At 41.7% G+C, this 25,866-nt stretch carries 21 protein-coding genes and 1 pseudogene; 12 read left to right on the top strand and 10 right to left on the bottom strand.

Annotated elements, in window-relative coordinates:
* Nucleotides 1-23 precede the first annotated feature (23 nt).
* The gene (gene fabV / locus L8S15_RS07775; RefSeq protein ID WP_016794766.1) at nt 24-1,223 is read right to left on the bottom strand and encodes an enoyl-ACP reductase FabV; all 1,200 of its coding nucleotides are present in this window, start codon (nt 1,221-1,223) and stop codon (nt 24-26) included.
* An 81-nt stretch (nt 1,224-1,304) separates the two neighbouring features.
* On the bottom strand, nt 1,305-1,946 hold the full coding sequence (locus tag L8S15_RS07770) for an arylesterase (protein ID WP_016788251.1): 642 nt from the start codon (nt 1,944-1,946) through the stop codon (nt 1,305-1,307).
* Between L8S15_RS07770 and L8S15_RS07765 the strand changes: the two genes are divergently transcribed.
* From L8S15_RS07765 to L8S15_RS07755, 3 genes are all read left to right on the top strand, one after another.
* Nucleotides 1,945-2,619: an ABC transporter ATP-binding protein gene (locus L8S15_RS07765; RefSeq protein ID WP_016788252.1), complete on the top strand. Its 675-nt coding sequence runs from the start codon at nt 1,945-1,947 to the stop codon at nt 2,617-2,619. The two genes, L8S15_RS07770 and L8S15_RS07765, sit on opposite strands and share 2 nt — an antisense overlap.
* A gap of 1 nt (nt 2,620) precedes the next feature.
* Nucleotides 2,621-5,059, top strand: a complete 2,439-nt coding sequence (locus tag L8S15_RS07760) for an ABC transporter permease (protein WP_029189175.1) — start codon at nt 2,621-2,623, stop codon at nt 5,057-5,059.
* 549 nt (nt 5,060-5,608) lie between these two features.
* The gene (locus tag L8S15_RS07755; RefSeq protein ID WP_010429644.1) at nt 5,609-7,063 is read left to right on the top strand and encodes an NAD(P)-binding protein; all 1,455 of its coding nucleotides are present in this window, start codon (nt 5,609-5,611) and stop codon (nt 7,061-7,063) included.
* A 151-nt stretch (nt 7,064-7,214) separates the two neighbouring features.
* On the opposite strand, the gene L8S15_RS07750 is transcribed toward L8S15_RS07755, so the two are convergent.
* The 3 genes from L8S15_RS07750 to L8S15_RS07740 form a co-directional block, all read right to left on the bottom strand.
* A complete protein-coding gene (locus tag L8S15_RS07750) occupies nt 7,215-8,165 on the bottom strand; it encodes a biotin-dependent carboxyltransferase family protein (protein ID WP_280572401.1) in 951 nt (316 codons plus the stop codon).
* Nucleotides 8,158-8,925 (bottom strand): allophanate hydrolase subunit 1, encoded by a 768-nt coding sequence (locus L8S15_RS07745; protein WP_010429648.1) that lies wholly within the window; start codon nt 8,923-8,925, stop codon nt 8,158-8,160. Before L8S15_RS07745 ends, L8S15_RS07750 begins: the two co-directional genes overlap by 8 nt.
* A 130-nt stretch (nt 8,926-9,055) precedes the next feature.
* The gene (locus L8S15_RS07740; protein WP_010429651.1) at nt 9,056-9,799 is read right to left on the bottom strand and encodes a 5-oxoprolinase subunit PxpA; all 744 of its coding nucleotides are present in this window, start codon (nt 9,797-9,799) and stop codon (nt 9,056-9,058) included.
* A 332-nt stretch (nt 9,800-10,131) separates the two neighbouring features.
* Between L8S15_RS07740 and galE the strand changes: the two genes are divergently transcribed.
* Entirely contained in the window at nt 10,132-11,145 is a 1,014-nt protein-coding gene (galE, locus tag L8S15_RS07735) for a UDP-glucose 4-epimerase GalE (RefSeq protein WP_010429653.1), read from the top strand.
* A gap of 358 nt (nt 11,146-11,503) precedes the next feature.
* Here the strand turns inward: galE and L8S15_RS07730 are convergent, their stop codons facing one another.
* Nucleotides 11,504-13,651, bottom strand: a complete 2,148-nt coding sequence (locus tag L8S15_RS07730; protein ID WP_280572398.1) for a TonB-dependent hemoglobin/transferrin/lactoferrin family receptor — start codon at nt 13,649-13,651, stop codon at nt 11,504-11,506.
* 222 nt (nt 13,652-13,873) lie between these two features.
* Between L8S15_RS07730 and L8S15_RS07725 the strand changes: the two genes are divergently transcribed.
* Nucleotides 13,874-14,761 carry a LysR family transcriptional regulator gene (locus L8S15_RS07725; RefSeq protein ID WP_010429659.1) on the top strand — a complete coding sequence of 296 codons (888 nt, stop codon included), beginning with the start codon at nt 13,874-13,876 and terminating at the stop codon, nt 14,759-14,761.
* Here L8S15_RS07725 and L8S15_RS07720 read toward each other — a convergent pair.
* The gene (locus L8S15_RS07720) at nt 14,750-17,434 is read right to left on the bottom strand and encodes a bifunctional acetate--CoA ligase family protein/GNAT family N-acetyltransferase (RefSeq protein WP_010429661.1); all 2,685 of its coding nucleotides are present in this window, start codon (nt 17,432-17,434) and stop codon (nt 14,750-14,752) included. The genes L8S15_RS07725 and L8S15_RS07720 overlap by 12 nt on opposite strands.
* 216 nt (nt 17,435-17,650) lie before the next feature.
* Between L8S15_RS07720 and L8S15_RS07715 the strand changes: the two genes are divergently transcribed.
* Both L8S15_RS07715 and L8S15_RS07710 read left to right on the top strand, forming a co-directional pair.
* Entirely contained in the window at nt 17,651-18,214 is a 564-nt protein-coding gene (locus tag L8S15_RS07715; protein WP_010429664.1) for an SPOR domain-containing protein, read from the top strand.
* A gap of 180 nt (nt 18,215-18,394) precedes the next feature.
* Complete coding sequence (locus L8S15_RS07710; protein WP_010429666.1) at nt 18,395-19,390, top strand: D-alanine--D-alanine ligase; 996 nt, start codon at nt 18,395-18,397, stop codon at nt 19,388-19,390.
* A gap of 164 nt (nt 19,391-19,554) precedes the next feature.
* Here L8S15_RS07710 and L8S15_RS07705 read toward each other — a convergent pair whose 3' ends face one another.
* Nucleotides 19,555-20,523, bottom strand: coding sequence for a tyrosine-type recombinase/integrase (locus tag L8S15_RS07705; RefSeq protein ID WP_102363280.1), 969 nt, complete (start codon nt 20,521-20,523; stop codon nt 19,555-19,557).
* Nucleotides 20,524-20,623: 100 nt separating this feature from the next.
* Between L8S15_RS07705 and L8S15_RS07700 the strand changes: the two genes are divergently transcribed.
* The 5 genes and pseudogenes from L8S15_RS07700 to L8S15_RS07680 form a co-directional block, all read left to right on the top strand.
* A complete protein-coding gene (locus L8S15_RS07700) occupies nt 20,624-20,992 on the top strand; it encodes a DUF3319 domain-containing protein (protein ID WP_010429671.1) in 369 nt (122 codons plus the stop codon).
* A 3-nt stretch (nt 20,993-20,995) separates the two neighbouring features.
* Complete coding sequence (gene yciH, locus L8S15_RS07695) at nt 20,996-21,307, top strand: stress response translation initiation inhibitor YciH (protein WP_008221404.1); 312 nt, start codon at nt 20,996-20,998, stop codon at nt 21,305-21,307.
* A 307-nt stretch (nt 21,308-21,614) separates the two neighbouring features.
* Entirely contained in the window at nt 21,615-21,929 is a 315-nt protein-coding gene (locus L8S15_RS07690) for a helix-turn-helix domain-containing protein (protein WP_016785952.1), read from the top strand.
* A gap of 413 nt (nt 21,930-22,342) precedes the next feature.
* Nucleotides 22,343-22,885: a hypothetical protein gene (locus L8S15_RS07685; protein WP_280572387.1), complete on the top strand. Its 543-nt coding sequence runs from the start codon at nt 22,343-22,345 to the stop codon at nt 22,883-22,885.
* Between the two features lie 804 nt (nt 22,886-23,689).
* Nucleotides 23,690-23,932: pseudogene (locus L8S15_RS07680) on the top strand (hypothetical protein); the annotation flags it as partial.
* A 594-nt stretch (nt 23,933-24,526) separates the two neighbouring features.
* On the opposite strand, the gene L8S15_RS07675 reads toward L8S15_RS07680, so the two are convergent.
* Nucleotides 24,527-24,679 (bottom strand): YoaH family protein, encoded by a 153-nt coding sequence (locus L8S15_RS07675; protein WP_010429681.1) that lies wholly within the window; start codon nt 24,677-24,679, stop codon nt 24,527-24,529.
* Between the two features lie 41 nt (nt 24,680-24,720).
* A complete protein-coding gene (locus L8S15_RS07670; RefSeq protein WP_010429683.1) occupies nt 24,721-25,866 on the bottom strand; it encodes a conjugal transfer protein TraF in 1,146 nt (381 codons plus the stop codon).

The raw sequence follows: 25,866 nt of genomic DNA, 5'->3' as shown, positions 1-25,866 counted from the left end.
CTCAGTAATGAGATAAGTTTCAATTAAGGCTTTAACTTTATAAAATCTTCAGTGTTAAGTTTCTGATTATAGTCTACGGATGGCTGAGCAAATCCATTTAACTGCAGAAACTCCTCTTTAAACCCTTTGTAGTCACCCAGGGTTTGGAAGTTATTTCCATCCATAACATCAAGTAACTCTGCAACATGCGCTTGTGTCTCAGGATCTAACTCCCAATCATCCATTCTTATCAGGCGTTCACCATCAAGTGGTACTTTTGATTGGCCATATAATTTGCTGCTAAAAAGACGCTGCATCTGCTGGATACAACCTTCGTGTGTCTCCTTTTCTTTCATTACTTTATACAGAGCAAGTAGGTAAGGACTTAATCCTGGAATGAATACGCTTGCCTTAGTCACCAATGCCTTACAAACCGTCGCGTAAGCGTTACCATCAAAGTTTGCCAACTCAAGGTTGAGCGCGTGGCTGGTTTGGTGAAGATCTATCTTGGCACGACCTAAAGTGCCGTCTAGATAAATAGGGTGTGTCACTTCTGGGCCAACATAAGAAAACGCAATTGTCTTACACCCTGGGGCAATAGATTCTGCGTTAATGAGCTCATCTATCCAGTTTTCCCAATCTTCTCCGCCCATTACCTTGAGTGTACTTTCGGCTTCTTCTTCCGTCGCAGCTTCAAGCGTATTGGTCACCCAGTTGTCATGTTGAAGAGAGATGGTGGCGCCAGTAACGCTTTCGCCAATAGGTTTAATCGCGGAGCGCCAGAATTCATCGGAATCGGGTTTAGGTCTAACGCCAGCAGCTAAGCTGTATACAATGAGATCGACTTCACCTTCGAAGTAAGTTTCAATGGCTTCGACAACTTGTGCACGTGTTTCTTTTGAAAAAGCATCTCCAACGATGTTTATCGCAGTACGTTGTTCACGTTCGGCTTCTTTTTTGAAATAGATGTTGTTGTACCAACCGGCGGTCCCTAGCGATTTTTCATTAGGACCACGTTCAAATGAAACACCGATGGTGTCTGCTTTAGCCCCGCCAAAAGTAAGGGCGATACGAGAGGCGAGTCCGAAGCCCGAGGAAGCGCCGAGAATCAGTACTCGTTTAGGGCCATTTTTGATTTGCGGCGCACTCTTAACAAATTTAATTTGTTGCTTGACAGCTTCTTGACAGCCAAGAGGATGAGCGCTTTTGGCTACCACACCCTTGATAATAGGTTCGATCAGCATAAATAACCTTACAGTTAACGGCGATATGCACTCAGGCTAACGTAAAGCTGTGTAAAATTTATTGAGCTAGACCATTAAAACCTAAAGATACTGATATAATTCTTCGGCGACAAATTCAGCGATCCAAGGTTGAGCTTCAGGTTTTGGATGCAATCCATCGTTCATCATCCACTCAGGTTTAAGGATGATATGCTCCAGGAAAAATGGCAAAAGCGGTACATTTTTTTGATCAGCAAGTGACGTGAAAACGTATTCAAATTGTTGGTTATAACGCTTACCGTAGTTAGGTGGGATTTTTATCTGCATCATGATTGGTATGGCGCCCGAGGCTTTTATCTGCTCAATGATTTGGTCTAAATTTGCAGACATAAGCTTAGGTGGGAAGCCACGAAGTCCGTCATTCGCTCCTAGCTCAATAAGAACGGTGTCAGGCGCATGCTCTTCAAGTAGCTGCGGTAAACGTGCTAAACCGTTGCCTGTTGTGTCACCAGAGATACTACCATTAACCACGGTAATCGCTTTATCATGCTTCGTAAGAGCGTCCGGCAGCAAACTTGGCCAACTCTGTTTGATATCCATGTTGTAGCCAGCACTCAAACTATCGCCAAGTATCAATAAAGTAGCGCTTGGAGCTAACGTAGGATTTCGAACTAGCTCAGTATTTTGAGCCAACGAAGCGGTTGAAAATAAAATAAAAAATAAAAAGGAAATTAGTCGAGTCATGCATACATCCATCATAAAAGCAGAAGCTGTTTCCAAGACAGTGTCTACTAATCAAGAACATTTAACAATCTTAGAACACGTCGATATCGATATTCGTGAAGGCGAAACTGTGGCGATTGTGGGGACATCCGGTGCTGGTAAATCGACCTTAATGACTTTGCTTGCGGGTCTTGATGTACCAACAATGGGCGAAATCAGTTTATTAGGTCAGCCTCTATCACAACTTGATGATGAAGCTAGAGCAAAAATCCGCAGTGAATCTGTCGGGTTTGTATTTCAGAGCTTTTTGTTAATCCCAAGTTTATCTGCACTGCAAAATGTCACACTACCTTGTTTGCTTAAAGGTGAAGACGAAGACATCGAACGTGCGACCGCTTTATTAGAGTCTGTCGGATTAAAAGACAGGCTCGATCACTTACCATCTCAACTATCTGGCGGCGAGCAACAAAGAGTAGCTTTAGCCCGTGCCTTTATGATCAAACCAAAAATCTTGTTTGCCGATGAACCTACCGGCAACCTAGACCAACAGACGGCAGCAAAAATTATCGAGCTGTTGTTTGAGCTCAACTCTTCCCACGGAACAACGTTAGTCTTAGTGACACATGATCCTAAGCTTGCACAACGTTGCCAGCGAACTTTGAAAATGCACGTCGGTAATATAGAGGAAGTCTAAATTGAATTCATCAAAGGGACTCAACAAACGCCTGTTTTCATGGAGTATAGAAGAGATTCGACACGGACAACTGTGGCCAGTATCGATCGCTTTAACGCTAATTATTGCCTGTGTATTCGCGTTGTCAGCGTTGGCGGAGCGTATGGAACAAGTCATTGTTAAGCAGGGAAAGGATGCTTTAACAGCGGACAGTGTGTTTATTTCGGCGAACCCAATCCCACAGCTCTTACTCGAACTCACTGAAGCTGAGCAGTTAGAAAGCTCCCAATTAACCCGTTTTTCAACCATGGCATTTAGTGACCACTCAATGCAGTTAGTCACGGTTAAGGCTGTTGAAAGCAATTATCCATTACGCGGCGAAATGATACTTCAGCAAGCTAATGATACGTTTAGAAATCACGTAGAGCCGGGGGAACTTTGGCTGGATGAACGTATATTTGCTCAACTTGAAGTTGAAATTGGTGACAATGTCACGATTGGCGATGCGGATTTAACGATAACAGGGCGAATCACCCAAGAGCCTGGGTTGAGCTTTAACCCATTCCAACAGATGCCTGCAGTATTGATACACGAAAGTGATATCGATGCCACGGGTGCAATTCAACCGGGCAGTCGCGTTAGCTTTAGATTGTTTTTGAACGGCGATGAAACACAGCTTAAATCCGCTCAAGACAGTATCGAATTAACACCAAGCGATCGATGGCGCACGCAAGATTCAGCAAGCCGCACCAATGAGATGTTTGAAAGCACCACGCAATACCTGTCACTGACCGTTGCCATCGTGGTGATTATGGCTGCAACGACTTTAGTTTTAACTTGCCAGCACTATGTGGCGAGTCGTCGTAAAACCATCGCGATGCTTAAAAGCTTGGGGGCGAGTAAGCAATGGATCATTAAATGGCTGTCAGTACAGGTCTTTCTACTTGTGGTTATTGGTGCAGTATTAGGCATCGCTATAGGTATAGGCCTAGAGTTTTTGCTTCGAATTCCGCTCGGAGACTTACTGCCAACGCCGCTTCCTAGCTATGGTGCAGAACCTGCTATTTTGGCCATTTTATCTAGTCTTTTGATTGGTGTTCCTGCACTCGGAATTCCATTGATTGGCTTGGTCTCGACCTCAGCAATCAGCGTGATTCAATCGAGCCACCAGTCAAACGAAAGTTATAAGAAGTACTTGTTATTGCTCGTTCCTATTATTCCAATGATGTTGATGTACGGCGATAACTTGTTGGTATGGATAGTCTTAGTGGGTATTGCATGCCTGTTCTTAGTGCTAGCAATAGTGAGTACGGTTGTTCTTCGCCTATTCAGTAAGTTGCCAACGTCAACATCGATGCGCTTGGCGTTAAGCCGAATTAATCGAACACCATTAGCAACGGGCATCCAATTTGGCTCTTTGGCTTTGTCTTTAATGTTGTTATCGATTATTTGGTTAGTAAGAAGCGATTTATTATCCGATTGGCAACAAACCTTACCTGAAAACGCACCCAATGCTTTCGCACTGAATATTGCGAGCTATGAAAAAGACAGTTATCTCGCGACCATTGACTCGAATGAAGTAGAGCGTACTCAAGCATTTCCAATTATTCGTGGACGATTGACGACAATCAATGGCGTAGAGGCAGCAGAATACAGCGATACATCTGATCAGACCGACGCTCTTAGTCGTGAGATTAATTTCACTTGGGGTGATAGTTTGCCTGAATACAATGAGGTGCTAGAAGGCAGTTGGACACAAGGGCAGGGCGTGTCTGTTGAATCTGATGTGGCTGATCAACTTGGATTGAAGATTGATGATGAACTTTCGTTTACCATTAATAGCCAAAGCGTTTCCGCAAAAGTGAATAGCATCCGAGAAGTAGAGTGGCGCGAAATGAAACCGAACTTCTATTTTATCTTTACTCCTGATGTTTTGAGTTCGATTCCGTCAACCTGGCTAGTGAGCTTCAGGCTCGAAGAGCAACACAATCAAATGCTCAACGAACTGTCCCGAAAGCATCCAACCGTCAGTTTGATGGATATTCGTAAAATGGGTAGTAAGATCCAGGAACTACTCAAGCAGATTGTTTGGTCTATTACCGTGCTTGCGGCTTTGGGTGTTGTAGCGGGGCTGTTACTCATTTTTACCTTACTAAGGTTGAGTTTATCCCAAAGACAACAAGAAATACGCTTGTATCGAACTCTAGGGGCAAGTAAGAAGCGGATTCTCAACACGATTTGGTGTGAATATGGCTTAATGGCTTTAGTCGCGGGTTCTATTGCTGCTCTAGGTTCAGAACTTAGCGTAGCCGGTGTAATGAACTTTGGTTTTGAGTTAGAACCATCGCTTCACCCAATGCTCTGGGTTGTTTTACCAATTCTTACTTTCATCACGCTAGCTGCTGTCGTGAATAGTTTGATTAAACGATTGTTAGCGCCAATGAACAAAGATTTTGGTTAAAAACCAACAGACGGCAAGTAAAGATTAAAAATTAACGAAATCGAGTCAAACGGTCTAAAGTGAATTTTTTATACTTAGTCATGCACTATCTATAATACACCGCTTTAGATCGTTTTTTATTTGACCAACTCGTAGTATAAGTAAAAAATTTCACACCTTAAAATCGACATTTTTTAGCATTAATTAAAAGTTATTGAGCAATAATGCCGATTTAATGAACAACGGTTAGTCCCTGTAAACAAAGGGTTTGCGCAACTTAGCAAGAACGTTATCAACAGTTATCCACAAAAACGGTGGATAACTTTAGGGATAAGTTAACATCATTGTTTTACAAGTATTGAGGCAGCCTTTATGTGGCGTCACTTAGGGCAAATTCGACTGTTAGAATAACCTTTAAAACTCTATCTGGAGTTATTGAGTCAAGAGATTATTTATATTTTTTACATAGATATTAATAAGTGCCCAACTAAGACCTTGATAAAAATGTGTTTTAATTCGTCGCAGAACAAAAGTAGAATAGAGACAGTTAATCATATTCTACAGAACACGATGAACCACAACAAAACGGATACAAATCAACCTTCTATTGCCATTGTTGGTGGCGGCATTGCCGGAACGACAAGTGCGATTCACTTTAGTGAGTTGGGTTTTAATGTCACTATCTTGGAAAAAGGGCCGAGTTTGGTTAATGGCCCACCTATTTGCCACCTGCACGCGGGCGGCAATTTGTATCGAGATATTTCTGTAGAGCAATGTCTACAACTTCTCACTCAGTCTATTGATACCGTCCGTTTATTCCCACACACCATCAATATACGCCCAACAATCATTGCTGTGCCGCATAGTGATGGTGGGGAACCAATGGATCTACTTCCTCGTTTAAAGATAATCAAAAACGCTTACGCTGAGCTTGTTAAACAAGATAACAGCAATCAAGTGCTTGGTGACCCGGATGAGTACTACAAACTTTATAGCAAAGATGAGTTGTTAGCCCTTTCTACAAAAACTCAGCCTCTAAAACCGATTTCACTCGACGACTGGTGCATTCCTTTTGCTAAGCATACTAATTTAGATACGCTTAAATACCCGGTCGCAATGGTTCAAGAGTATGGCTGGAGTGTATTTCGACTTTCGGCGACGGCTCAACTGTCTTTAGGTAAGCAACCGAATTGTACTGTGTTGACCAACAGTCGCTTAAAGTCTGTTGAATCGACAGGACAAGGCTGGTCTTTGACTTACTCAGACCATGAAAACCAAAACCAACATCTGACGACTGACTACTTGATCAATGCTAGTGGGTTTGAAACAGGTATTGTGGATGATTTTGTCGGTTCGAAACAACAAAGACTTGTTGAGTTCAAAGCTGCATACGTGACAGAGTGGCCATATTCTCAAGAATGCAAAGAAGAGTGGCCAGAGGTAATCTTCCATGGCCCGAGAGGCACCCCGCAAGGTATGGCGCAATTAACGCCGTATGCTGATGGTGTGTTCCAACTTCACGGTATGACAGAAGGGATTACTCTGTTTGAGGGTGGGCTAGTTTCTTCATCAACAGATTCGTCCCAGCCACAGTTGCCTTCAAAGCTTCTTAAGAAAATCGTATCCGGTTGGAGCGAAGAGCAACTTGAATTAAGAACTCGTGCTGCAATTACGCATATGTCTCAGTTCATCCCAAGTTTTAGTTCTGCAATGGTTGGTGGCAAACCTCTGTTTGGCGCGCAGCAGATTCCAGGAACCGATCCGAGTCTAAGAGCTTCAGATGTTTCATTCTGTGGTGATCGCTATGCTCGACTTGAAGTCGTAAAGGCGTCTTCAACACTAGAGGCCGCGCAGAAGGTTGCTCAACGTTGGTTTGGTGTGACCGAGACTATGCCGATTGAAAGCGCACACTCAGTGACAATGTCACTTAACATAAATGATATTGAAAACAGAGCGATAGACTTGACCAAGGAACGTGGTTACCCGGACGCTCTTGCTAAAATATCAGGGCAAGAGCACCACTAAAAGCTTATTCAGCCTTGTTTGTTACCCAAACCAAGATGCCAAAAGTCAAACCCAGCTTACTAGCAAGTAGTAAGCTGGGTTTATAATTTAAACGCCTTTTTATGCGAACATAGTCGCGGAAGCTTCGAATAGCCATTCTAAACAGAAAAGATCAATAACCAAAAAACTGCGCCCACTGACACCATACATCTTGAAGCCCTAAGCGATCGCCTCTACTAAACGAAATTGGATGCCCTGGTTTGGCTTGTGCCAAGCGCGGTAAGTCGATTCTCGCAACACATCCAATCTTTGGATAACCCCCAATGGTCTGTCTGTCATTGAGCAATACGATCGGTTGCCCATCTCGTGGGATTTGAATCGCACCAAGGGCGATACCTTCGGACAATAGAGAAATATCAAGGGAATCGACTGGCTCGCCATTGAGTCGATAGCCCATTCGATTCGAATTCTGGTCAACGTTATATTGCGTATTATACAACGTCTCTTTTGCTGGTTCTGAGAAGAGGTTGCTTTGGTAACCTTCAATAACTCTTAAATTTACTGGTAGGTTGTAATCCGGTTTATAGCGGAAGGTCACACTCAACGCTTTAAAAGGGCGAGTAATACGATGCTTGGAAAAACCAATTTGTTGCCCTTGTTTACAGGGTTCTCCATCTTGATCAAGCCCACCAATCTGTTCTCTCGTTACAGTCGAACAGCTATGAAGGGTGGAAGGAACATCGAAGCCTCCTTTAATTGCCAAATACGCTCTTAATCCATTTTTAGGTAGACCAAATGAGAGGACTTGTCCTTTAAAAGCTTGGAAAGTACTCCAGTTCCCTAAAAGCATACCATCTAACTTCGCTTGTAGATCGCCGCCGCATAACGCCATCTCACAATCAAAATCTATTTTTAACGCACATTGACCGAGTGTAATTTCCAACGCCGCTAAGTTAACGGCATTTCCTAATAGATAATTAGCCCAACTATAAGAGTAATCATCAACTGGCCCGCCTTGTGTCAACCCAAGGTGAGCGACACCAAATCGGCCAAAGTCTTGAATCAAACTCAAAGGGCCTGGTTTAACTACTGTAAGCGTCGGTTTATTATTTAATTTACCCATATGTGATATCTCCACCAAGCGCTATAAACCTAAGATCCATAAACTCATGTTTTGATATCGCTTTAAAACGGACAGTATCACCTACATTCAGCAGTGATAGCGGAACTTGTGTAGTATCTGCGTTCTTCAATTGGCTGTGGTCAAACAGCGACAAAGGGCAGTTGCCAATAATGTTCCAACCACCTGGTGACTCCGATGGGTAAACCGCCGTTTTTGATCCTGCAATTGCGATACTTCCTTTAGGAACACTTAAACGCGGGGTTGAGTGACGTGGTAACGCAAGCCTACTCACCACATCCGACATAAAGGCAAAGCCGGGAATAAATCCTATCGCGCTGACACTGTAGGTCTGAGAGGTGTGATATTCAATGATATCCTCAATCGATAAGCCTTTCTCCTGATACCTATCTAAATCAAGCGCGGTTTCAGGTGAGTAATAGGCGGGTAGTTCAATAACATTGAGCGTTTCTTGAGTCTCTGAGAAGGAAGAAAGCGCTGCAGCTAATAGCGAATTAAGCTGTTTGATAAACTGTTGCTCTGAGATTCGATAAGGTAAGTAGTCAACCAATATAGTGTGGTAAGCGGGTGTCACATTCATCAATACGGTTGTTAAGTTCTGGCGAATGGCATCAGCAAAATGAGCCATATACTGCGCATTGATCGCATTAGTATCACCTTTTAAATGCGGCAACGTTAACGTGATTAAAACGCTACATTCGGCAACCGGCGCTATATTAAATTCAATCGGATTCGTCGTCATTTCGTTTCCATACATTTTGATATTCTTGTTTTTCAACTTAGCTTTAGCTTTTTAACTTCCATGTCCTAAGTCACATAGGATTTAACAATCATTACTTAATAATTAGCGTGCGATAGACTTACGCTTCGTACTAATTAAACGTATTAAGATCTTGTCTGATTTTTCTAATCAGAGCGATGGATTGAGGGTTATCACCATGCACGCAAATTGTATCTGCCTCAATGGGCAGTCTTTCACCCTCAATCGTCGTTACTGAACCATAATTAACAATTTGCATGACTTGGTTATAGATGTCATCTTGATTAACGTAAACCGAACCTTTCCGGGTTCGCGGCGCAAGTTGGCCATTATTCAAGTACGCTCGATCTGCGAAAGCTTCAAACAAAAGAGGTAAGTCTTGATCATCAGCAATATCTAAATACTGTTGGTTATCAGAAGAAGAGAGAATCATCAGAGGAATATTAAACTCAGCTACCGCTTGAGCGACTGCGTTAAAAACATCGGTGTTCGCCATCATATCGTTATAAAGGGCACCATGAGGTTTCACATACCCAATAGAGGTATGGTGATAGCGGCAAAGCGCTTGTAATGCGCCCACTTGATAACAAACTAATTCACTTATTTCATCCATGGTATGCGGGATTGAGCGACGTCCAAACCCAACCAAATCTTGGTAGCCCGGATGAGCACCAATTTGAGTATGGTAATGCTGCGCAAGTTTGATTGTCTTTGACATCACGTGAGGGTCAGACGCATGGAAGCCACAAGCAATGTTTGCCATATCGACCCATTCCATAACCGACTCATCATCGCCCATTTTCCAGTTGCCGAAACTCTCTCCCATATCGCAATTAAGCAAAATCTTCGTCGTCACTTGTCGCTATTCCTTTAGGTTTGGGTATCTGATGACACTCGTATATATGAATAAATTAAACAGTGACCGAATTCAAATTTTTACTACTGTTAATCTAGCACTCATTATTAATGCAGAGTGAACGCTTAATGTTCGGTTAAAGAATGTTCGATTCTAAATTTTGTGACTGGACCACTCAACATAATCACACGATATATTGAGCCAAATGAAAAGAATGTGGCCAGTTGATGCTCTTTAAAGAGCATCAATGAAACTAGGCGTTTGTGAACTCACTGTAAGTTGTTGTATCATAAGTGATAGGTTGAATATTTTAATTAAAAGGTCTGCTAAACATGAATGTTTTAGTTACAGGTGGCATGGGCTACATTGGTAGTCATACAAGTATCCAAATGATCAATGCAGGCATGACGCCTGTGCTTTTTGATAACTTGTACAACAGCAAACCAAGCGTTCTAGAACGTATCGAGAAAGTGTCTGGTGTTCGCCCTAACTTCATTGAAGGTGATATTCGCAATAAAGCGCTTTTAACTGAGACGATGAAACAACACGACATCGAAGCAGTTATTCACTTTGCGGGTTTAAAAGCAGTTGGTGAATCAGTTGCTAAGCCTCTTGAATACTACGACAACAATGTTAATGGTACGTTAGTTCTTGTTGATGCGATGCGCGAGGCTAATGTTAAAACGTTGGTCTTTAGTTCGTCAGCGACCGTTTACGGTGATCCTGCAAGTGTACCAATTACTGAAGACTTCCCAACAAGTGCGACTAACCCTTACGGGCGCAGTAAGCTAATGGTTGAAGAGTGCTTAACAGATTTCCAAAATGCAAACCCAGATTGGAGCATCACTTTGTTGCGTTACTTTAACCCTGTTGGTTCTCATCCCAGTGGTGAGTTAGGAGAAGATCCACAAGGTATTCCAAACAACCTAATGCCATTCGTATCTCAAGTAGCTGTTGGCCGACGTGAATTCCTGTCTGTATTTGGTAGCGATTACCCAACAAAAGACGGTACTGGCGTACGTGATTACATCCACGTTATGGACCTGTCTGATGGGCACATTGCAGCACTGGAGAAAGTAGGGCGCAAAGATGGTCTTCATATCTACAATCTTGGTACGGGTAACGGTTCAAGTGTGTTAGACATGGTTAAAGCATTCGAACAAGCAAGCGGTAAAGAGATCCCTTACAAGCTAGTTGAACGCCGTCCTGGTGACATCGCAGAGTGTTGGGCAGATCCAGCTAAAGCTCAGAAAGAACTGGGCTGGAATGCAAGCCGCACATTGGCTGAAATGACCGAAGATACATGGCGCTGGCAGTCAACAAACCCGAATGGATTCCCTGGTTAACCTAGTGGTTTCGTGAATGATTCAAAAATTAAAAGATGCTTTCGGGCATCTTTTTTGATCTTAATCGAATAAAAAGTAAATTAGTGGTTAAAAAGTATCATTCTGTATCCGCTGTGTTATTATGCTCGCAAATTATATGTTTAATGTTAATTTTCTTTGGAGTTAATCATGGAACTAGGCCTAATCATCACTTTCATCGTTGCTGCTGCAGTAATGGTTAAAAAAGAGATGGCAGAGAAGTAATTTCACTTATTACCTTTTTTATACAATTTTTTAGTGAAATAAATTAAAAGCCAGCAATTAAGCTGGCTTTTTAGTTTCTGCTGTATCAGATTCTGTCGTTAAGTTTTCTAACGAGTTAGAATTCGTATTTAGCTGAAATACCGTAGTTTCTTTCCGCTTGAGTGTTCTCTTTGTAAAGTTCATCATCACCGCGAATATCATTCCAACGGTAGTACTCTTCGTTAGTTAAGTTGAACACACCACCACGAATCGTCAGATCCTTCATTGGTTTGTAGTAAGCTGTTAAATCAACAACTGTTGCGCTTGGAAGCTCAGCCTGGCCTGCGTTACCGCCACTTTCGTCATCGAAGTTGATGTCTGAACCAGATTTGTCAGCTGTGTAGTTTAACTTAACGCTAGTACCCCAATTTTGGTTTGGCGCATCATAGTTAAGACCTAACACCGCATTCCAAGGGTTAACACTATTTAGTGCATTTCCGTTTCCGTCCTCACCCTCTGTGTATGAAGCTACGAAGTGAGTTGAAATACCCTTAGGCGCACCAACCAAGACATCCCAAAGTAACGTGTTCGAGAATTCAAGCCCCTTTATCGTTGCCGAATCCAAGTTAACGTTAGAATAGTGCGTTGTTCCACCAACCTTTTTCGTAACCACTGTCTCGATAAAGTCATCGTAGTCACTGTAGTAGGCCGCGATTTCAGATGATGAAGCTTGAGTGTTGTGACGATAGCCTAGCTCGTATGAAATACTGGTTTCTGATTTAAGATCTGGATTTGGATCATTTACGTACCCATGTCCAGGGTTATCATATGTATAGTAAAGTTCATCAAAAGAAGGGGCTCTAAAGCCTTGGCTAATTTGGCCAAAAATAGTGCCTGTATCTGTAAGTTTGTATGTTGAACCTAAACGACTAGTTACCGCAGAATCTGAGAAATCACTCAACGTCTCAGTGGTGTTGTTACCAGGATCAGTTGAGAAATAGTCAAAGCGTACACCAGGGGTAACAATAAGTTTGTCATTCACTAAGCTAATTTCGTCTTGAATAAACAAGCCAAATTTTTGCTCCTTAGCATCTGGAGTATATACATAAAGTTGGTTATCAGTAGCAGGATCAGAGTTATACTCCATATTGGTGTTGCTGATGTCACTATGTGTATAAGTTGCACCATACACTAGGTAATGGTTGTTAATTTCTTTATCTAGCTGAGTCTCGATTTCAAGCTTATCTTCAGTGTACTCGTAGTCTTTTGTTTGTAAGTTGTCGTTGTTAGCTGGTACCCAAGGTGGCATACCTGGGCCTGCAGGTTTAAAGCGCTTAGTTACACCATTCTCTTCTTTAGAAATGTACGATACTTTACTCGTTACAGTATCGGCAATTGTGCCATCAGCGAACCAAATGTGCTTAATAGCGAATCGATTTTGCGTTGTGTCATCAGCACCTGTATAGCTATCGTAGCTTGAGTGGTAGATGTCAGAGTCTGAAGTATCTTTGATTAGCTCAGCTAAAAACTCGATACGATGACTTTCGTTTAACTGATATTGCAACTTAACCAAAAGATTATCTGCTGAAGTATCTTGACCTTCTACAGCGTAGTTCTCTAAGTCGTTAGGGTTACGGAAATTTTGCAACTCTTCACCATCTCGACGAGTGTAGGCTACCAATGTTTCTAGGTCATCGAATCGATTAGCTAATGCAACGTGCTCACTGAAAGAGTTATCTTCTGAAGAGTAAGACAGTTTCGCTTGACCGCCAAAGTCTTCTCCATCTTTTAAGAAATCAGAAGGGTCTTTAGTTTCAAAGGCGACAACACCACCAATAGCGTCGCTTCCGTGTAAACTTGAAGCCGCACCTTTGATAATTTCGACACTTTTCAGCATATCGGGATCGATTGAAATACCGCTAGAGTTAATAAATGCGTAAGGGCCACCATCAAATGAAGCTGGTTGCGATGAGCCATCCACTAAAATCTTTACGCGCTTACCTTCCATGCCACGAATGTTGATGGTTTGTGCACCTTGTCGAGAGCTCGAGTTCATCGTTACACCTGGAGTGTATTCGAAGATTTCGTTAACATTTTTTGCCATGTTCTCTTCGATTTGCTCATCGGAGATGACTGCAACAGAAGCCGCTGTATTGATAAGTGTTTGATTCGTGCGCGTCGAGGATACAACAACCTCATCAAATAGGGCATAATCTTCAGCAAAGGCTGACGTTGATGAAAGCGCTAAAACGATTGAAGCAGAGAGTAGGGATTGCTTATACATCTGATAGTTACCTTAGTTCCATAGTATTATCTTGATTTGCGAAGATGATATTGGATCTAAATGATAATTACTATTATTTGCATTTAATTAATTTTCAACTTTATCAACTAATTCATAATTAATGCTCTTAATCACTTGTATTAAAAAGACTTATTCAGTTCCATTCATTTTGTGAATGCTTCTGTTTTTGTGATGTAAATCTCAATTTATAGTAGGAAAGCTATGCATAGCCCAATAACACTTGAAGCATTACACATACTAGATGCTATCGATCGTCGTGGAAGTTTCGCCGCAGCAGCGAATGAAATGGACCGAGCGCCATCATCATTGAGTTACCAAATTCAGAAGTTGGAGCAAGATCTAGACATCATGATTTTTGATCGGTCTGGGCATCGTGCAAATTTCACGGAAGCGGGGCAGTTAATACTAGAACAAGGCAGGATAATTCTTGGTGCGACTGAACAACTCGTTAACGATGCGAGTATTCTTGCTAATGGTTGGGAGCTAGATCTAACTATCGCCTTTGATGGTATTATTCCGATTAGTAATTTTTTCTCACTGGTTGATGAACTAGGTAAAATCAGTAAAACACGCGTTCGTTTACAAGAAGAAATCTTAGCTGGATGTTGGGAATCTCTGGCCGATGGCCGAGCTGACTTACTTGTGTGCCCAAAGCTTGATACGATTCCAAACGACATTAAAAGTGACGTAATAGGTAAAATAGAAATGGTTTGGGTGGCAGCATCAAACCATTATGTTCACAAACGTTCTGGTGAGTTCGACCAGAAGGCCAGAGAAAGTTACAGGGTTATTGCAATTGCCGATACAGCACGCGATCAACCCGCACTAAGTATTAATATATTAGAAAAACAACCACGCTTAACCGTAACGAGTTTCCCAGCAAAAGTAGAAGCTCTAACAACAGGGTTAGGCATAGGCACTTTACCGAGTGTTATCGCGGAACCACTGATTGAATCTGGTGTGCTTCAGCGAATTGTAGGAACGGAACCCCAAGCTATTGATATCGTCATGGCTTGGCGACGCAATAAAATGGGCGACGCCAAATCATGGTGTATTCAGCACATTAAAAAGACATGGTCACTCAAGTAACGGCAACACCATATCCGCAGTACCGTCTTCAAAACTAATATCTAGCTCAAACCCCAACTTTTGAGCTAGTGTTAGCATGCCTCTGTTCGTTGGCATCGTCATCCCAGACATTTGCTTGGTCTGCTTTGCTCGGCAGTAGTCGATAACTTTAGTCAGAAGAATTCGACCTAATCCGACACCTTTCAGATCAGACCTAATTAATATCGCAAACTCTGCATCTGTGTTTTCTGGGTTAATTAGCGCTCTTGATACACCGATAATAGCCGGAACACCTTGTTCTTTGCGAACAACCACAAAAGCAATTTCTCTGTCGAAATCAATCTGAGTAAAATTAGCCAATGCCTCATGATTGAATTCACCCACATCACTAAAAAAACGCTTATAAAGATCTTCTTTCGATACTCTATTAATGAAGTCTGCGTGAAGTGGTTCATCTTCAGGGAGAATAGGGCGTAACAGCACCTCTGTGCCATCCTTGAGTTGAATGTTTTCTTCGAGCTCTACAGGATAAGGACGTATTGCCAACCGTTCTTGAGGATCACCTTCATAAGCTTTCAAGATAATATCTGCGTCTAATATTGTGAACTTGTCTCCATTGGCTAGTACTGGATGGATATCCAAATCATGTATTTCAGGGCAATCAACCACCATTTGAGATATACGAACCAGCAGTTCTGAGAGTCCCTCTATATCAATCGGATTAGGAAGCTTTTGCAGACGAATTTTGCCACTTTTTATTGCTCGAATGATTAGGTAACGAGCCAGTGTCATATTAAGTGGTGGAAATGCAGCTGCCGCATCAATCGATTCATCCCACTCTGAACCTCCTTGACCAAGTAAAATAATAGGGCCAAAAGTCTCATCGGTCGTGACCTTTACACGTAGTTCTTGCCCGCCCGCGAGTTTCGCCATTCCTTGAATCAACAAACCATGTATATGCGCCGTAGGGTACGACAGCTGAGAACGATCAAGGATCGCTTGAGCAGCATTAGCCACTTCATTACTGTTTCGTAAGTTGAGCATTACACCTTGCACATCTGATTTATGCGCAATGTCTGGAGAACGAAGTTTAACGGCAACTGGGTAACCAATCGTTTCAGCAATGTGTACCGCTTCACTTGGGTCTGAAGCAATCCAAGTTGGTAAGACATCAAGATTGAAGTGTTTGAAAAACTGACTGTTTTGGTGAGTATCAAGACTAACTGTTTCTTTATCCAGTAGTTGTCGCTCTATCCAATTTCTCGCATCAGCTAAATCTTCAATATGAACTTTCTCAGCTGTGGTCGGTGTTTCCATCAATTGGCGTTGGTTACGTCTGTATTCGACCAAGTGCATGAAAGCAACGACTGAACTTTCTGGTGTTCGATACGTTGGAATCCCGGCTTCTGTAAAAAGTTTTCTTGCAGGCCTTGCTGTCAGCTCGCCCGACCAATTGGTTAGAATGTTAAATCGCTTATGTCGAGGGTGTTTTTTAATTGCTTTAATAATTCGCTCAGCTGTCTGGGCTGAATGAGCAATCGCAGAAGGGCTGTGCATAATAAGAATCGCGTCAGCTTCATCCCCGTCGAGTAGTGCATTTAGTGTATCGATATAACGCTGATCACCCGCATCACCAACAATATCAATCGGGTTGCTGTGTGACCAACTCGATGGCAAGACTTTGTTTAATTTTTCTAGTGTTTGTTCTGATAAATCAGCGAGTTTGCCGCCACGATCAAATAAAGTATCCACGGCCATAATTGCGGGGCCACCACCATTGGTAACAATAGCAAGACGCTCGCCACGTAAGGGCACCGAATGAGTCAGTGTTTCTACCGCGGCAAACAGCTCATGTAAGTTCTTAACTCGTAACATACCGCTACGTCGAATAGCTGAGTCATAGATAATATCTAATGTGTCAGCACCACCAGTATGCGCTATGGCAGCGGCTCGACCTTTCGCTGTTCGACCTCCTTTCAACACCAGAATTCGTCGGTTACGAGATGCTGCACGCGCAGCCGAAATAAAGCGTCTTGCATCTTTAATGCTGTCAACATAAAGCAAGATGGCTTCAGTGTGAGAATCAGTACTGAGATAATCCAACAGTTCAGAGAACTCAATATCACTGCCGTTGCCGATCGAGATAAATGCAGAAAAACCGATTTCTTTGTCGTTCGCCCAATCGAGAATGGTGGTACAAACAGCGGCAGATTGAGAAACAAAAGCAATTTTACCGGGCAGCGCAGTCACGGGAGAGAAAGAGGCATTCAACTTTAACCACGGAACAATGATGCCAAGGCTATTTGGGCCAAGCACTCGGATGTTATGTTTTTTGGCTATAGTTAGGCATCGAGAATCAATTGTTTCGCCGTTGTCACTTATTTGGTGCATGTCTGATGACAGAACGATCACGGAGGCAATGCCTTTCTCAGCTAACTCTTCAAAAATGGCAACATTTCGCATAGCATTAGTACATAAAACCGCGAGGTCAGGAACGATAGGAAGCGATAGAATGTTCTTGTAAGAAAGTACGCCAGCAACAGAGTCGTATTTTGGCGTAACAGGCATCACTGCACCTTTGAAATCCCCGTGTAATAGGTTGTTCATAACGATATATCCCGCTCGTGTTTCTTGTTGGGAAGCACCAACAACGGCAATCGAACGGGGTTTAAGTAGGGGATCAAGATGATTCATAGACATATCCTAGCAATGCACGTAAGTTCATCGTAACTTACTTTCCCCTTGCGGGTTGATGGCAAATTCACCGAATTAAGATGAATAAGCAAACACTGCATAAAGTTTGTGAAATAGGTCACCCACTAATGGTGTATAATATCAAAGTTAACTTGATTCTAAACCGACGTATCGGCATGATTTATAGTAATTATTATTAAGGATATAGAGCTTTCCATGAAAAAATTTGCAATTGTGACTTTGCCACTGCTCTTGGCTGCATGTGTATCAGACGATTACGTTACAAATGTAACTTCAGATAGCTATCAAGAAGAGTACAAAACTGCCAAAGTTGAAGCTCCAGTTGTATCTCAGTCTGAGCAAACAGGCGTTGTAGAAGAGAATGTCGTCAACGTTATTAAGTCAGAGCCTGTTGAACAAAAAGTGACTCAAACAACGAGAACTAAGCCAGTAGCAACAGTGACTGGTCCAACTCAGAAACAACAAGATATGAACCAGCGCTTTGGTTACACGGTTCAAGTCGTTGCTGTTGGCAGCCAGAGCAAGGTCGACTCTTTCGTGAAAATGCTACCAACGACTTCACAACCCGTTTGGGAAAACTACAAAATGGTTAACGGTACTAAGTGGTTCACAGTTCTTTATGGTGACTACGCGACACGCTTAGAAGCTAAGAAAGCAATTTCGACCCTGCCAGCAACTTTCCAAAATCTGAAACCATTCGTTAAGAGCATTGATGACATCAAGAACTCTGAATACCCAACGCTTAACAAGTTAAACTAAGTTTTAATTCAGAAAGAGGGAGCAAATTGCTCCTTCTTTTGTTTTATGACGAGCCGTTTTGTCTAATAGTTAATCGCTCGATCTTTAGATGGCGATTTTAGCTTTCAAAACACTGTACCTATTTCGACTTTTGTTTATCATTGAAGTCAGTATTCCTAGTTTCAAGGACCGAATTTACCCATGAACACCACAAACATCCTTCTTCTTTGCGGCGGTGGATCTTCAGAGCATGAAGTGTCTTTAGTTTCAGCCAATTATCTTTTTGCACAGCTCGACAGCGTTGCTGATTTTAACGTTGTGAGAGTTGAAATTAAGAGTGAAGGTTGGTGTCTAGATTCTGGTGAATTAGTTTACCTTGATATTAACGATCAAACACTACGTGGCGATAACTTCGAGTCTAAAGTCGAATTCATTGTACCTTGTATTCACGGGTTTCCTGGCGAAACAGGTGACATCCAGTCATTGTTTGAAATGGCTAAGATTCCGTATCTAGGTTGTGGCTCTGAAGCGAGTAACAATAGCTTTAACAAGATCACTTCAAAGCTTTGGTACGATGCACTTGGTATCCCAAACACACCTTACTTGTTCCTATCAGACAACACAGAACAAACACACGCACAAGCAACCCAAGCTTTTGAAACTTGGGGGAAAGTCTTCGTAAAAGCCGCTCGCCAAGGCTCTTCTGTTGGTTGTTACCAGGTAAATGAAGTTGAAGAACTGAGTGAAGCGATCGATAAGGCGTTTACCTTCTCAGATCAAGTACTTATTGAAAAGTCAGTCGTACCAAGAGAGCTAGAAGTTGCCGCATATGAAATCGATGGTGAGCTACACATTAGTAAGCCAGGCGAAGTGATTGCACCAAATGGCGCATTCTACTCATATGAAGAGAAATACAGCGCAGACAGTCACTCAATCACTGAAGTGGAAGCAAGTAATCTAACGGATGAGCAGCGTGAATTGATTGCAGACAGTGCACGCAAAGTATTTACACAAATGAAGCTACGTCACTTGTCTCGTATTGATTTCTTCTTAACGCAAGACAACGAGATCTACCTAAATGAAGTCAATACTTTCCCAGGTATGACGCCAATTTCTATGTTCCCTAAAATGGTTGAACACGATGGACATAAATTTAGCCAGTTCTTAGAAAACTGCGTAAGAACCAGTCTTGCTTAGTTCGCTTTATACCAAACGAATCTAAACGGTTATCTGCATAGTGCCTTGAGCTTGATGAACAAGGTACTAGCCGTTTTATAACAAGTCATACCTTGGGTCACGCGATAATTTGATCGTTATGCGTTTGCTGATCTCGTTAGCGGTTGTACCTTTGCATTATCAACTTATTGCCAAGGTACAATCGCTTTAAATTTCATTTTCTCGCTCTCAGCAGTACCGGTATAGCCCACATATTGCGCGGGCATTGCAGGACTGAGCCAACGTCCAAAATCCTGAATCTCTCTTACCTTAAGACCCTGTTTTGATAACTCTTGTGCGGCACCCACACGAATCGAGTTACCTGAAAAATGGTGGTTATCTGCTAAACCTAGTATATCACTCGCTCTTCTTAATATTCGGTATATAGAAGAATCATCCAAAGGTTGAAGCCTAATATTTTCGTGCTTATCTATTGCACGAAACATAGGAAGTTCATCTTCTGAACCAGTAAAAGAAAGCCATCGCTGTAGTGCAACACTAGCCACTTGTGACAGCTTGTAAGCCGAATCCTTAATGGTTATCTGATAGCCTTCATCGTAACTCTCGATATCATTCATCTTTAACGCTTTAAGCTCAGAACGTTTTAACGCACACTCGAACATCACATTATAGATAGCAATATCACGAACCTCTTTTAAGTTTGCTTTTTGATGAGAAAGCAACATGTTCAATTCAGTCAGGTGTGCAGATGTCATCGCATTAGTTTGTTTAGCGTCACCGGCCATTTGAGCTTGCAACTGGAGTAGGGTAAAGCGAACTTGCCTATGTTTAATCGGGTTGGCAAAGTTAAGCACAGTATGCAACAAACTAAGTGTTGCAGTGTAACGTTTTAGAGAGGCGTACTTTCTGTCATTGGATTCAGTTTCGAGGAAACGACGAACAGCAGTAATAGATGCAGGGAGTGTGTTGATACGATGTTTAGTACAGAACGCATGGTAGCGATTCCAATCACTATAGATACCTAACAGTGAATTATGAGAGTACTGATGTCCTGTTAACTCATCTATAATTTCAATTGTCGCTTTGCTGTTTAATTTTTCAACAAATGAATTAATTGTCACAAAGTCAGTTAAAATAGGGACTTTTTTTCTCAAATTACCGTACCTGAACAGCTGTTTTTACCATATTATGCTTGATATCATTAAAAGTATACTTATGATTAATGCAGTGAAAACAAAAAGATGATTAATAGATATGGCTAATTCAATTTACCGAAGCGTCCATCTTCAGTCGATAGATGCAAATAACACGGTTTGGCGTGCGAAGTTAAAAAACAATGTTATTCAAGGCAATCTAGCTGCCGTGAAGAAGAGTATTGATTGGTGGATTGACACCGCATCTATTATTGATCCAAAAGAGTTCACAGCGTTAAGTAAGTCCAGAGGAGCTGGCGGCGCAAGTGAAAACTTTAACGGCTACCAGATAAAGAATGACACCGGAGAGCCTAATGCGTGGTATTGCATGTTTAACGGTCGCTTAATTAAAGGCGGCAAAATTGCAATCCAACGTCATATAGAAGCTTACTTACTCGCTAAACAAAAAGCAGAGCAACAAAAGAAGTAATTTATGAGCCTAGTATATTCAACAGAAACAGGTCGCATTAAACCTGAAGAAGAGAAAGTCCAACGTCCTAAAGGCGATGGTATCGTTCGAATCCAAAAAGAAACCAAAGGCCGCAAAGGCAAAGGCGTTTCTGTCGTAACAGGCTTAGATCTAGATGACGCACCATTGAAACTAATGGCTGCAGAACTTAAAAAAGTATGTGGTTGCGGTGGCTCTGTAAAAGATGGCAACATAGAGATTCAAGGCGACGCTCGCGACAAGATTAAAGCGCACCTTGAAAAGAAAGGCTACAAAGTTAAGTTTGCTGGCGGTTAAGCTCTAACTAATGCCAGGGATAAAATCGAAGATTATTATCACTGGTTATTAGGTATTTTATGGTAAATAGCCAACATGGTTAAATACACAGTATAAATCAGAGAATACCGACACCAAATAAAGGCAGGGCATCACACAAAGATACCTGCCTTATAAACGTCAAATCATATTTAACATAACGTGCATAATACGCACTGAGTATGTAAGCGCAAAGTTGTAATGTCACTATTTTCCAAAGTTAAAATGTCCCTTTAGCTCATCACCACTAGGCTTAATTGATATTGGTAAACGCTATGGACATAACAACATGCTGGTGACTATGAGTGATTCAGAGATCAATCGTTTTAAAGTAATTGAAGATGTGTGTCAGCGACGGATACGTCGGGCCGATGCTGCCGAGATCCTCAGCTTGAGTGTCCGTCACATCCAACGCCTGATGAACCGACTTCGTAAATACGGTGCGAGCGGATTGGCTCATCGCGCTCGCGGTAAGCCTAGCAATCATCGTTATTCAAGTGGTTATCGAAACTCGGTGCTAAGCCTTGTCCGTGAAAACTACAGCGACTTCTCACCAACGTTCGCACTAGAAAAATTGACTGAACTACAAATCTATCAGTCTTAGAGAGACACTCCGTCAATTTCTAACGTTGACTATCACCAAAAGTAAGTGTGTCGAAGTCTTAATATCTAACTAAGACTGAATCCCTATCAGCGACTTTTCCTTTGTCGTTTGACTCTCAAACTATCGAAAAATTAACTTCACGATACTTCAATTATAACGCTTTAAATACAATAGGTTGTATTGAGTTAAGTAGATATGCACCATTAGATATAACCAGACATAATACGTAGCTGGATGGCTATTGTGTAATGTTAGTGCTTAAACTAAACCCACGGAAATGCCGAAGTTTAAGCATGAGCAAAACGATTTGTATGACATATTAACTCTAAGTAATATGTGCCGCCTCTCATCTAGCCAAGCAGAAAACCGCTAGTTTACTCTATTCAAACAAATCAAATTGGTTATCATATTTAATGAAAAATCGTTCTAAAATACTTGTCCCTTTGACATTCGGCATATTTTCATCGTTGTCGGCCTACTCCAATGAAACAACACCCGACCAAAACACATCATACGACAGGATTTACGTAGGTTACCAAGCTTTAGATGATAAGTATTCAGAATACAATGGTATTAAGATCGGTTATACGAACCAAATACCTAACAGCGGATTTTTACTTGGCGGTGAATTTAGCTATAACAACTCAACCAACACTTATTACGACGCAACATTAGTTGACTTAAACTTCAATGCTGGATTTGATGTTGTATCGTTGTGGTCTGAAAGTGAATATAAAATAGTTCCTTACATCAAACTTGGTTTTGGTTCTTACAAGGAAGATTATGGAAATGTAGACATTTCGGATTTCGGTATCAGCCGTGGTTTAGGAATACGCTATCTAGGAAAGCATGGCCTGTACCTTGACGCTAGCTTACAGAAGCAAAACGTTGATGTGATGAATTTAACTACTGTGGACATAAAATGGACAGGCCTATCCCTCGGCTGGTCATTCTAAAGCTCATCTACTAATGAAAGTTTAAAAAAAGCTAACACCACCATAGATCTTATATTCTATGTGATTGCAAAACTAAAGGAGCCAGTCAATCGTAAAGACGATGAATAGTAAGGACTTATTTCATTTAACGTAACTTTATAAGCAATTAGACTGTAGTTAATTTTAAAGGCTTCCCATAAACTGGCTCTTAAAACTTTGGTTCGCTTTTCTACAACGTTGTTTAAGTTGTTAGCCGAAAAAGTTTCGAGAAGTAGAACTATCAAATTTGTAGCACGAGTACGGTACAGGTTTTAGTCAATAAACCATTTAATAACAATGATTTAAGTCGATATCGATAAAGGTTGAGGCTCATAAAAGTCCTAATTATAACTCCAGCCATATAAAAGTGACACTGCAACTAAAGCGCATGCAAAGATTGAAAAGTAATTAGCTTTGCATGTTCTAATACTGAATCAAGTCTAGCCGTATAAACATGTGTTTAGTTTTATTTTCACACAACGCTATACGCTGCCAGTTGCACTGTATAAATAAACAGTACAATCGTTACACCCCGTAAAAACCGCACTTTTTGCTCAAATTCCATTCAAAATCAATGTAATATCGCTTCAATTTGATTTAATTACAGGTTCAACCTATCTCTTTCCTGTATAAAGTAAGTGTGGGTATGTAGATTCCACCGAGGCTAATCAATAGAGCCTCGGACTGCGCCAACGGCATAACATTCACGTCACGTGCGCAGGTAATATAATGAGTGACAAAGCATTCCGAAAACTCAACATATTCCTTTCGATTTTTTGACTCGCAATCACTCTAGTGTCGTTGATCTCTTTTAATACGCTCATGAATAAGAGCTACGTTATTACACCAGACAAATACCCTATACGCGTTAACACAGACAGAGACCACGATGGTGGTACCGTAGGCTCATTACATAAGTCAGAGGATGGCATTAAGTTACAGTGTGACTTTTAACGGACCTATAGTTTAGAGTTCGTTATATCGACCCAAGGTAAAGGGCTCAATCTCTCTACGTTCGATTCGGACACCTCTAAGCGCGCTTTCACCATCGGCATTGCAATAACGCATATGTTATCACGTCATCGATAGCATTCTCTGCTTGATACGTATCCCTCTATAAACAGCTCCCTACGCCTCTAAGTCTCCTAAACACTTGCTCTTAAAGACGCGTATTTGGCTAGTAAAGCTTGCTCTAAGCGGTGGTAAGTCACTCGCGGTATCGGTTTTAAACATTACCGTCGTCACTTATCTCGCACTGTTCTTATATGAAATCCTCATTTGTCTGATTATAAACATTCATGTACTCGTATCCGCTAAAAACAGAAGTCACAACGTCACTAGTCTTAAAAAACACCATACATTGAACCACTGACACAAATGCTGACACCTAAAACAGCAATTGTTTTACTTTCAGATCTTGCTGTAATTTAATTACAAATATAAACCGAGAAAAGCCTGTAAAGTAAATTACTCCGCTGTAACTTGCTGAATTGACTAAATTTAAGGGTTTTGATTAGGCTGGAAATTAGGGTGACTAAAGAGTGGGTATGTACGAGATAATATGCTAGAGGGCAATATATTTAGTTATAGTGCATTAAGGTGTAAAAAAGAAGGGCTGATGCCCTACTCTTCTTTTTTACTCATTTCTTCACGAATTTGCTCAGCAACCATTTTGATAGCTTGTGCTGTGCTGATGCCCTGAGTCATCATTTCTTGAATTCGTTCAACAGCTTTCTGTTGTTCTTCGTGAGAAAGGGTTGGTAAGTCGTTTAACATGCTCTGCTCCTTTGTTTAGGAGCAGAATCATATAAGGAGTATTAGTAACTAGCAAGGAAATTGATTGAAGCACCCATAGCGTTTTCATTCGTGTAGTTAGCGCTGATGTCTAGCTGGAATAAATTTAGCGGTGACAAACCAATACCGGCTGTGACAGTACCTTCTGAGTCAGAGTAAGCGAGGTTCTTGTAGTACCCTCCCCTTAGCTTTAGCTGACGCAACAGATCAACTTCAGTACCGATACGAATCATCTGTTCGTTGTCATCAAACGATGTGAATTTTTCAGTCTCATTCAAATCGTAATCAACACTTAACGTAAAGTAGTCAGAAACGATACCCGCACCAATTGTGTAAACTGGCTCAAGTTGGTAAGTGTATTTACCGCCGACTTGGTGCATTGCACCACCAGTACTCGTCAGTGTTTTAGTTGTATCTTTGGTTTCAATGTCTCTAGAGATTAAGTTAGTTGCCGCAACGCCGACTCGGAACGGGCCGAAGAACCAAAGTGCACCAGCATCCATGTTAAAGGCAGTTTCTCCATCACTGTTCTCTCTCACATCAGACAAGTCGTAATCATTAACTGAAGCAACGTAGTTGTATGTGTATATACGTTGGATCTTTGGTGTGATACCAAATGAAATGTGTTGGCCCATAAAGGTTTGGTATTTAGCTAAAGAAAGGCCAACCTCAGTTACACCAATAGACACTGCTTCAACGGTAGACAACTCGATTTTATCTGCATCTGAACCTGTGGTGTAAACATTCGGCGTCGCGAAAGATTCTGTGTAAGCTTTAGCGAAAAGGTTTGCCGCGACAAATTGATTAGGAAGCGCAAATGCGACCACACCACCCAGCTCAACATTGGCTTGGTTTCCGTCTAGTTTATTAAGAGCAGCATCTAACTCGGCGGTGCTTGATGCGTCAACAACACTATCAATGTTCGATTTCATGTCGTTGGGGTCGTTATAGCTACCACCAAAACTTGGCGTGATCATACCCATATCATCATTACGACGATATATAGCAACCAGTGCTGGGTTATAGAATGGAGCTGTTAGGAAGTTTGCTGAAACAACACCAACACCACCCATCGCATCACCACGCGCTTCAATGGCGTAGTTTGCTGCTGAAAGAGGAAGACTGGCGAATGCAATTGACGCTGCGAGTAGTTTTGTAGTTTTTTTCAT

The organism is Vibrio sp. S/42/10, assembly GCF_029890535.1.
Classification (GTDB): Bacteria; Pseudomonadota; Gammaproteobacteria; order Enterobacterales; family Vibrionaceae; genus Vibrio; species Vibrio cyclitrophicus.
Note: the sequence above shows the minus strand (reverse complement) of the source record. Positions and strands in the feature narration are given on the sequence as shown.

Bases quoted from the DNA above. Each gene is read 5' to 3' on its own strand.
- L8S15_RS07730 (WP_280572398.1), bottom strand. From the start codon at position 13,651: ATGTATAAGCAATCCCTACTCTCTGCTTCAATCGTTTTAGCGCTTTCA.
- L8S15_RS07755 (WP_010429644.1), top strand. From the start codon at position 5,609: ATGAACCACAACAAAACGGATACAAATCAACCTTCTATTGCCATTGTT.
- fabV (WP_016794766.1), bottom strand. From the start codon at position 1,223: ATGCTGATCGAACCTATTATCAAGGGTGTGGTAGCCAAAAGCGCTCAT.
- galE (WP_010429653.1), top strand. From the start codon at position 10,132: ATGAATGTTTTAGTTACAGGTGGCATGGGCTACATTGGTAGTCATACA.
- L8S15_RS07720 (WP_010429661.1), bottom strand. From the start codon at position 17,434: ATGAATCATCTTGATCCCCTACTTAAACCCCGTTCGATTGCCGTTGTT.
- yciH (WP_008221404.1), top strand. From the start codon at position 20,996: ATGAGCCTAGTATATTCAACAGAAACAGGTCGCATTAAACCTGAAGAA.
- L8S15_RS07715 (WP_010429664.1), top strand. From the start codon at position 17,651: ATGAAAAAATTTGCAATTGTGACTTTGCCACTGCTCTTGGCTGCATGT.
- L8S15_RS07685 (WP_280572387.1), top strand. From the start codon at position 22,343: ATGAAAAATCGTTCTAAAATACTTGTCCCTTTGACATTCGGCATATTT.
- L8S15_RS07725 (WP_010429659.1), top strand. From the start codon at position 13,874: ATGCATAGCCCAATAACACTTGAAGCATTACACATACTAGATGCTATC.
- L8S15_RS07710 (WP_010429666.1), top strand. From the start codon at position 18,395: ATGAACACCACAAACATCCTTCTTCTTTGCGGCGGTGGATCTTCAGAG.
- L8S15_RS07690 (WP_016785952.1), top strand. From the start codon at position 21,615: ATGCTGGTGACTATGAGTGATTCAGAGATCAATCGTTTTAAAGTAATT.
- L8S15_RS07675 (WP_010429681.1), bottom strand. From the start codon at position 24,679: ATGTTAAACGACTTACCAACCCTTTCTCACGAAGAACAACAGAAAGCT.
- L8S15_RS07700 (WP_010429671.1), top strand. From the start codon at position 20,624: ATGGCTAATTCAATTTACCGAAGCGTCCATCTTCAGTCGATAGATGCA.
- L8S15_RS07745 (WP_010429648.1), bottom strand. From the start codon at position 8,925: ATGACGACGAATCCGATTGAATTTAATATAGCGCCGGTTGCCGAATGT.
- L8S15_RS07770 (WP_016788251.1), bottom strand. From the start codon at position 1,946: ATGACTCGACTAATTTCCTTTTTATTTTTTATTTTATTTTCAACCGCT.
- L8S15_RS07750 (WP_280572401.1), bottom strand. From the start codon at position 8,165: ATGGGTAAATTAAATAATAAACCGACGCTTACAGTAGTTAAACCAGGC.
- L8S15_RS07670 (WP_010429683.1), bottom strand. From the start codon at position 25,866: ATGAAAAAAACTACAAAACTACTCGCAGCGTCAATTGCATTCGCCAGT.
- L8S15_RS07765 (WP_016788252.1), top strand. From the start codon at position 1,945: ATGCATACATCCATCATAAAAGCAGAAGCTGTTTCCAAGACAGTGTCT.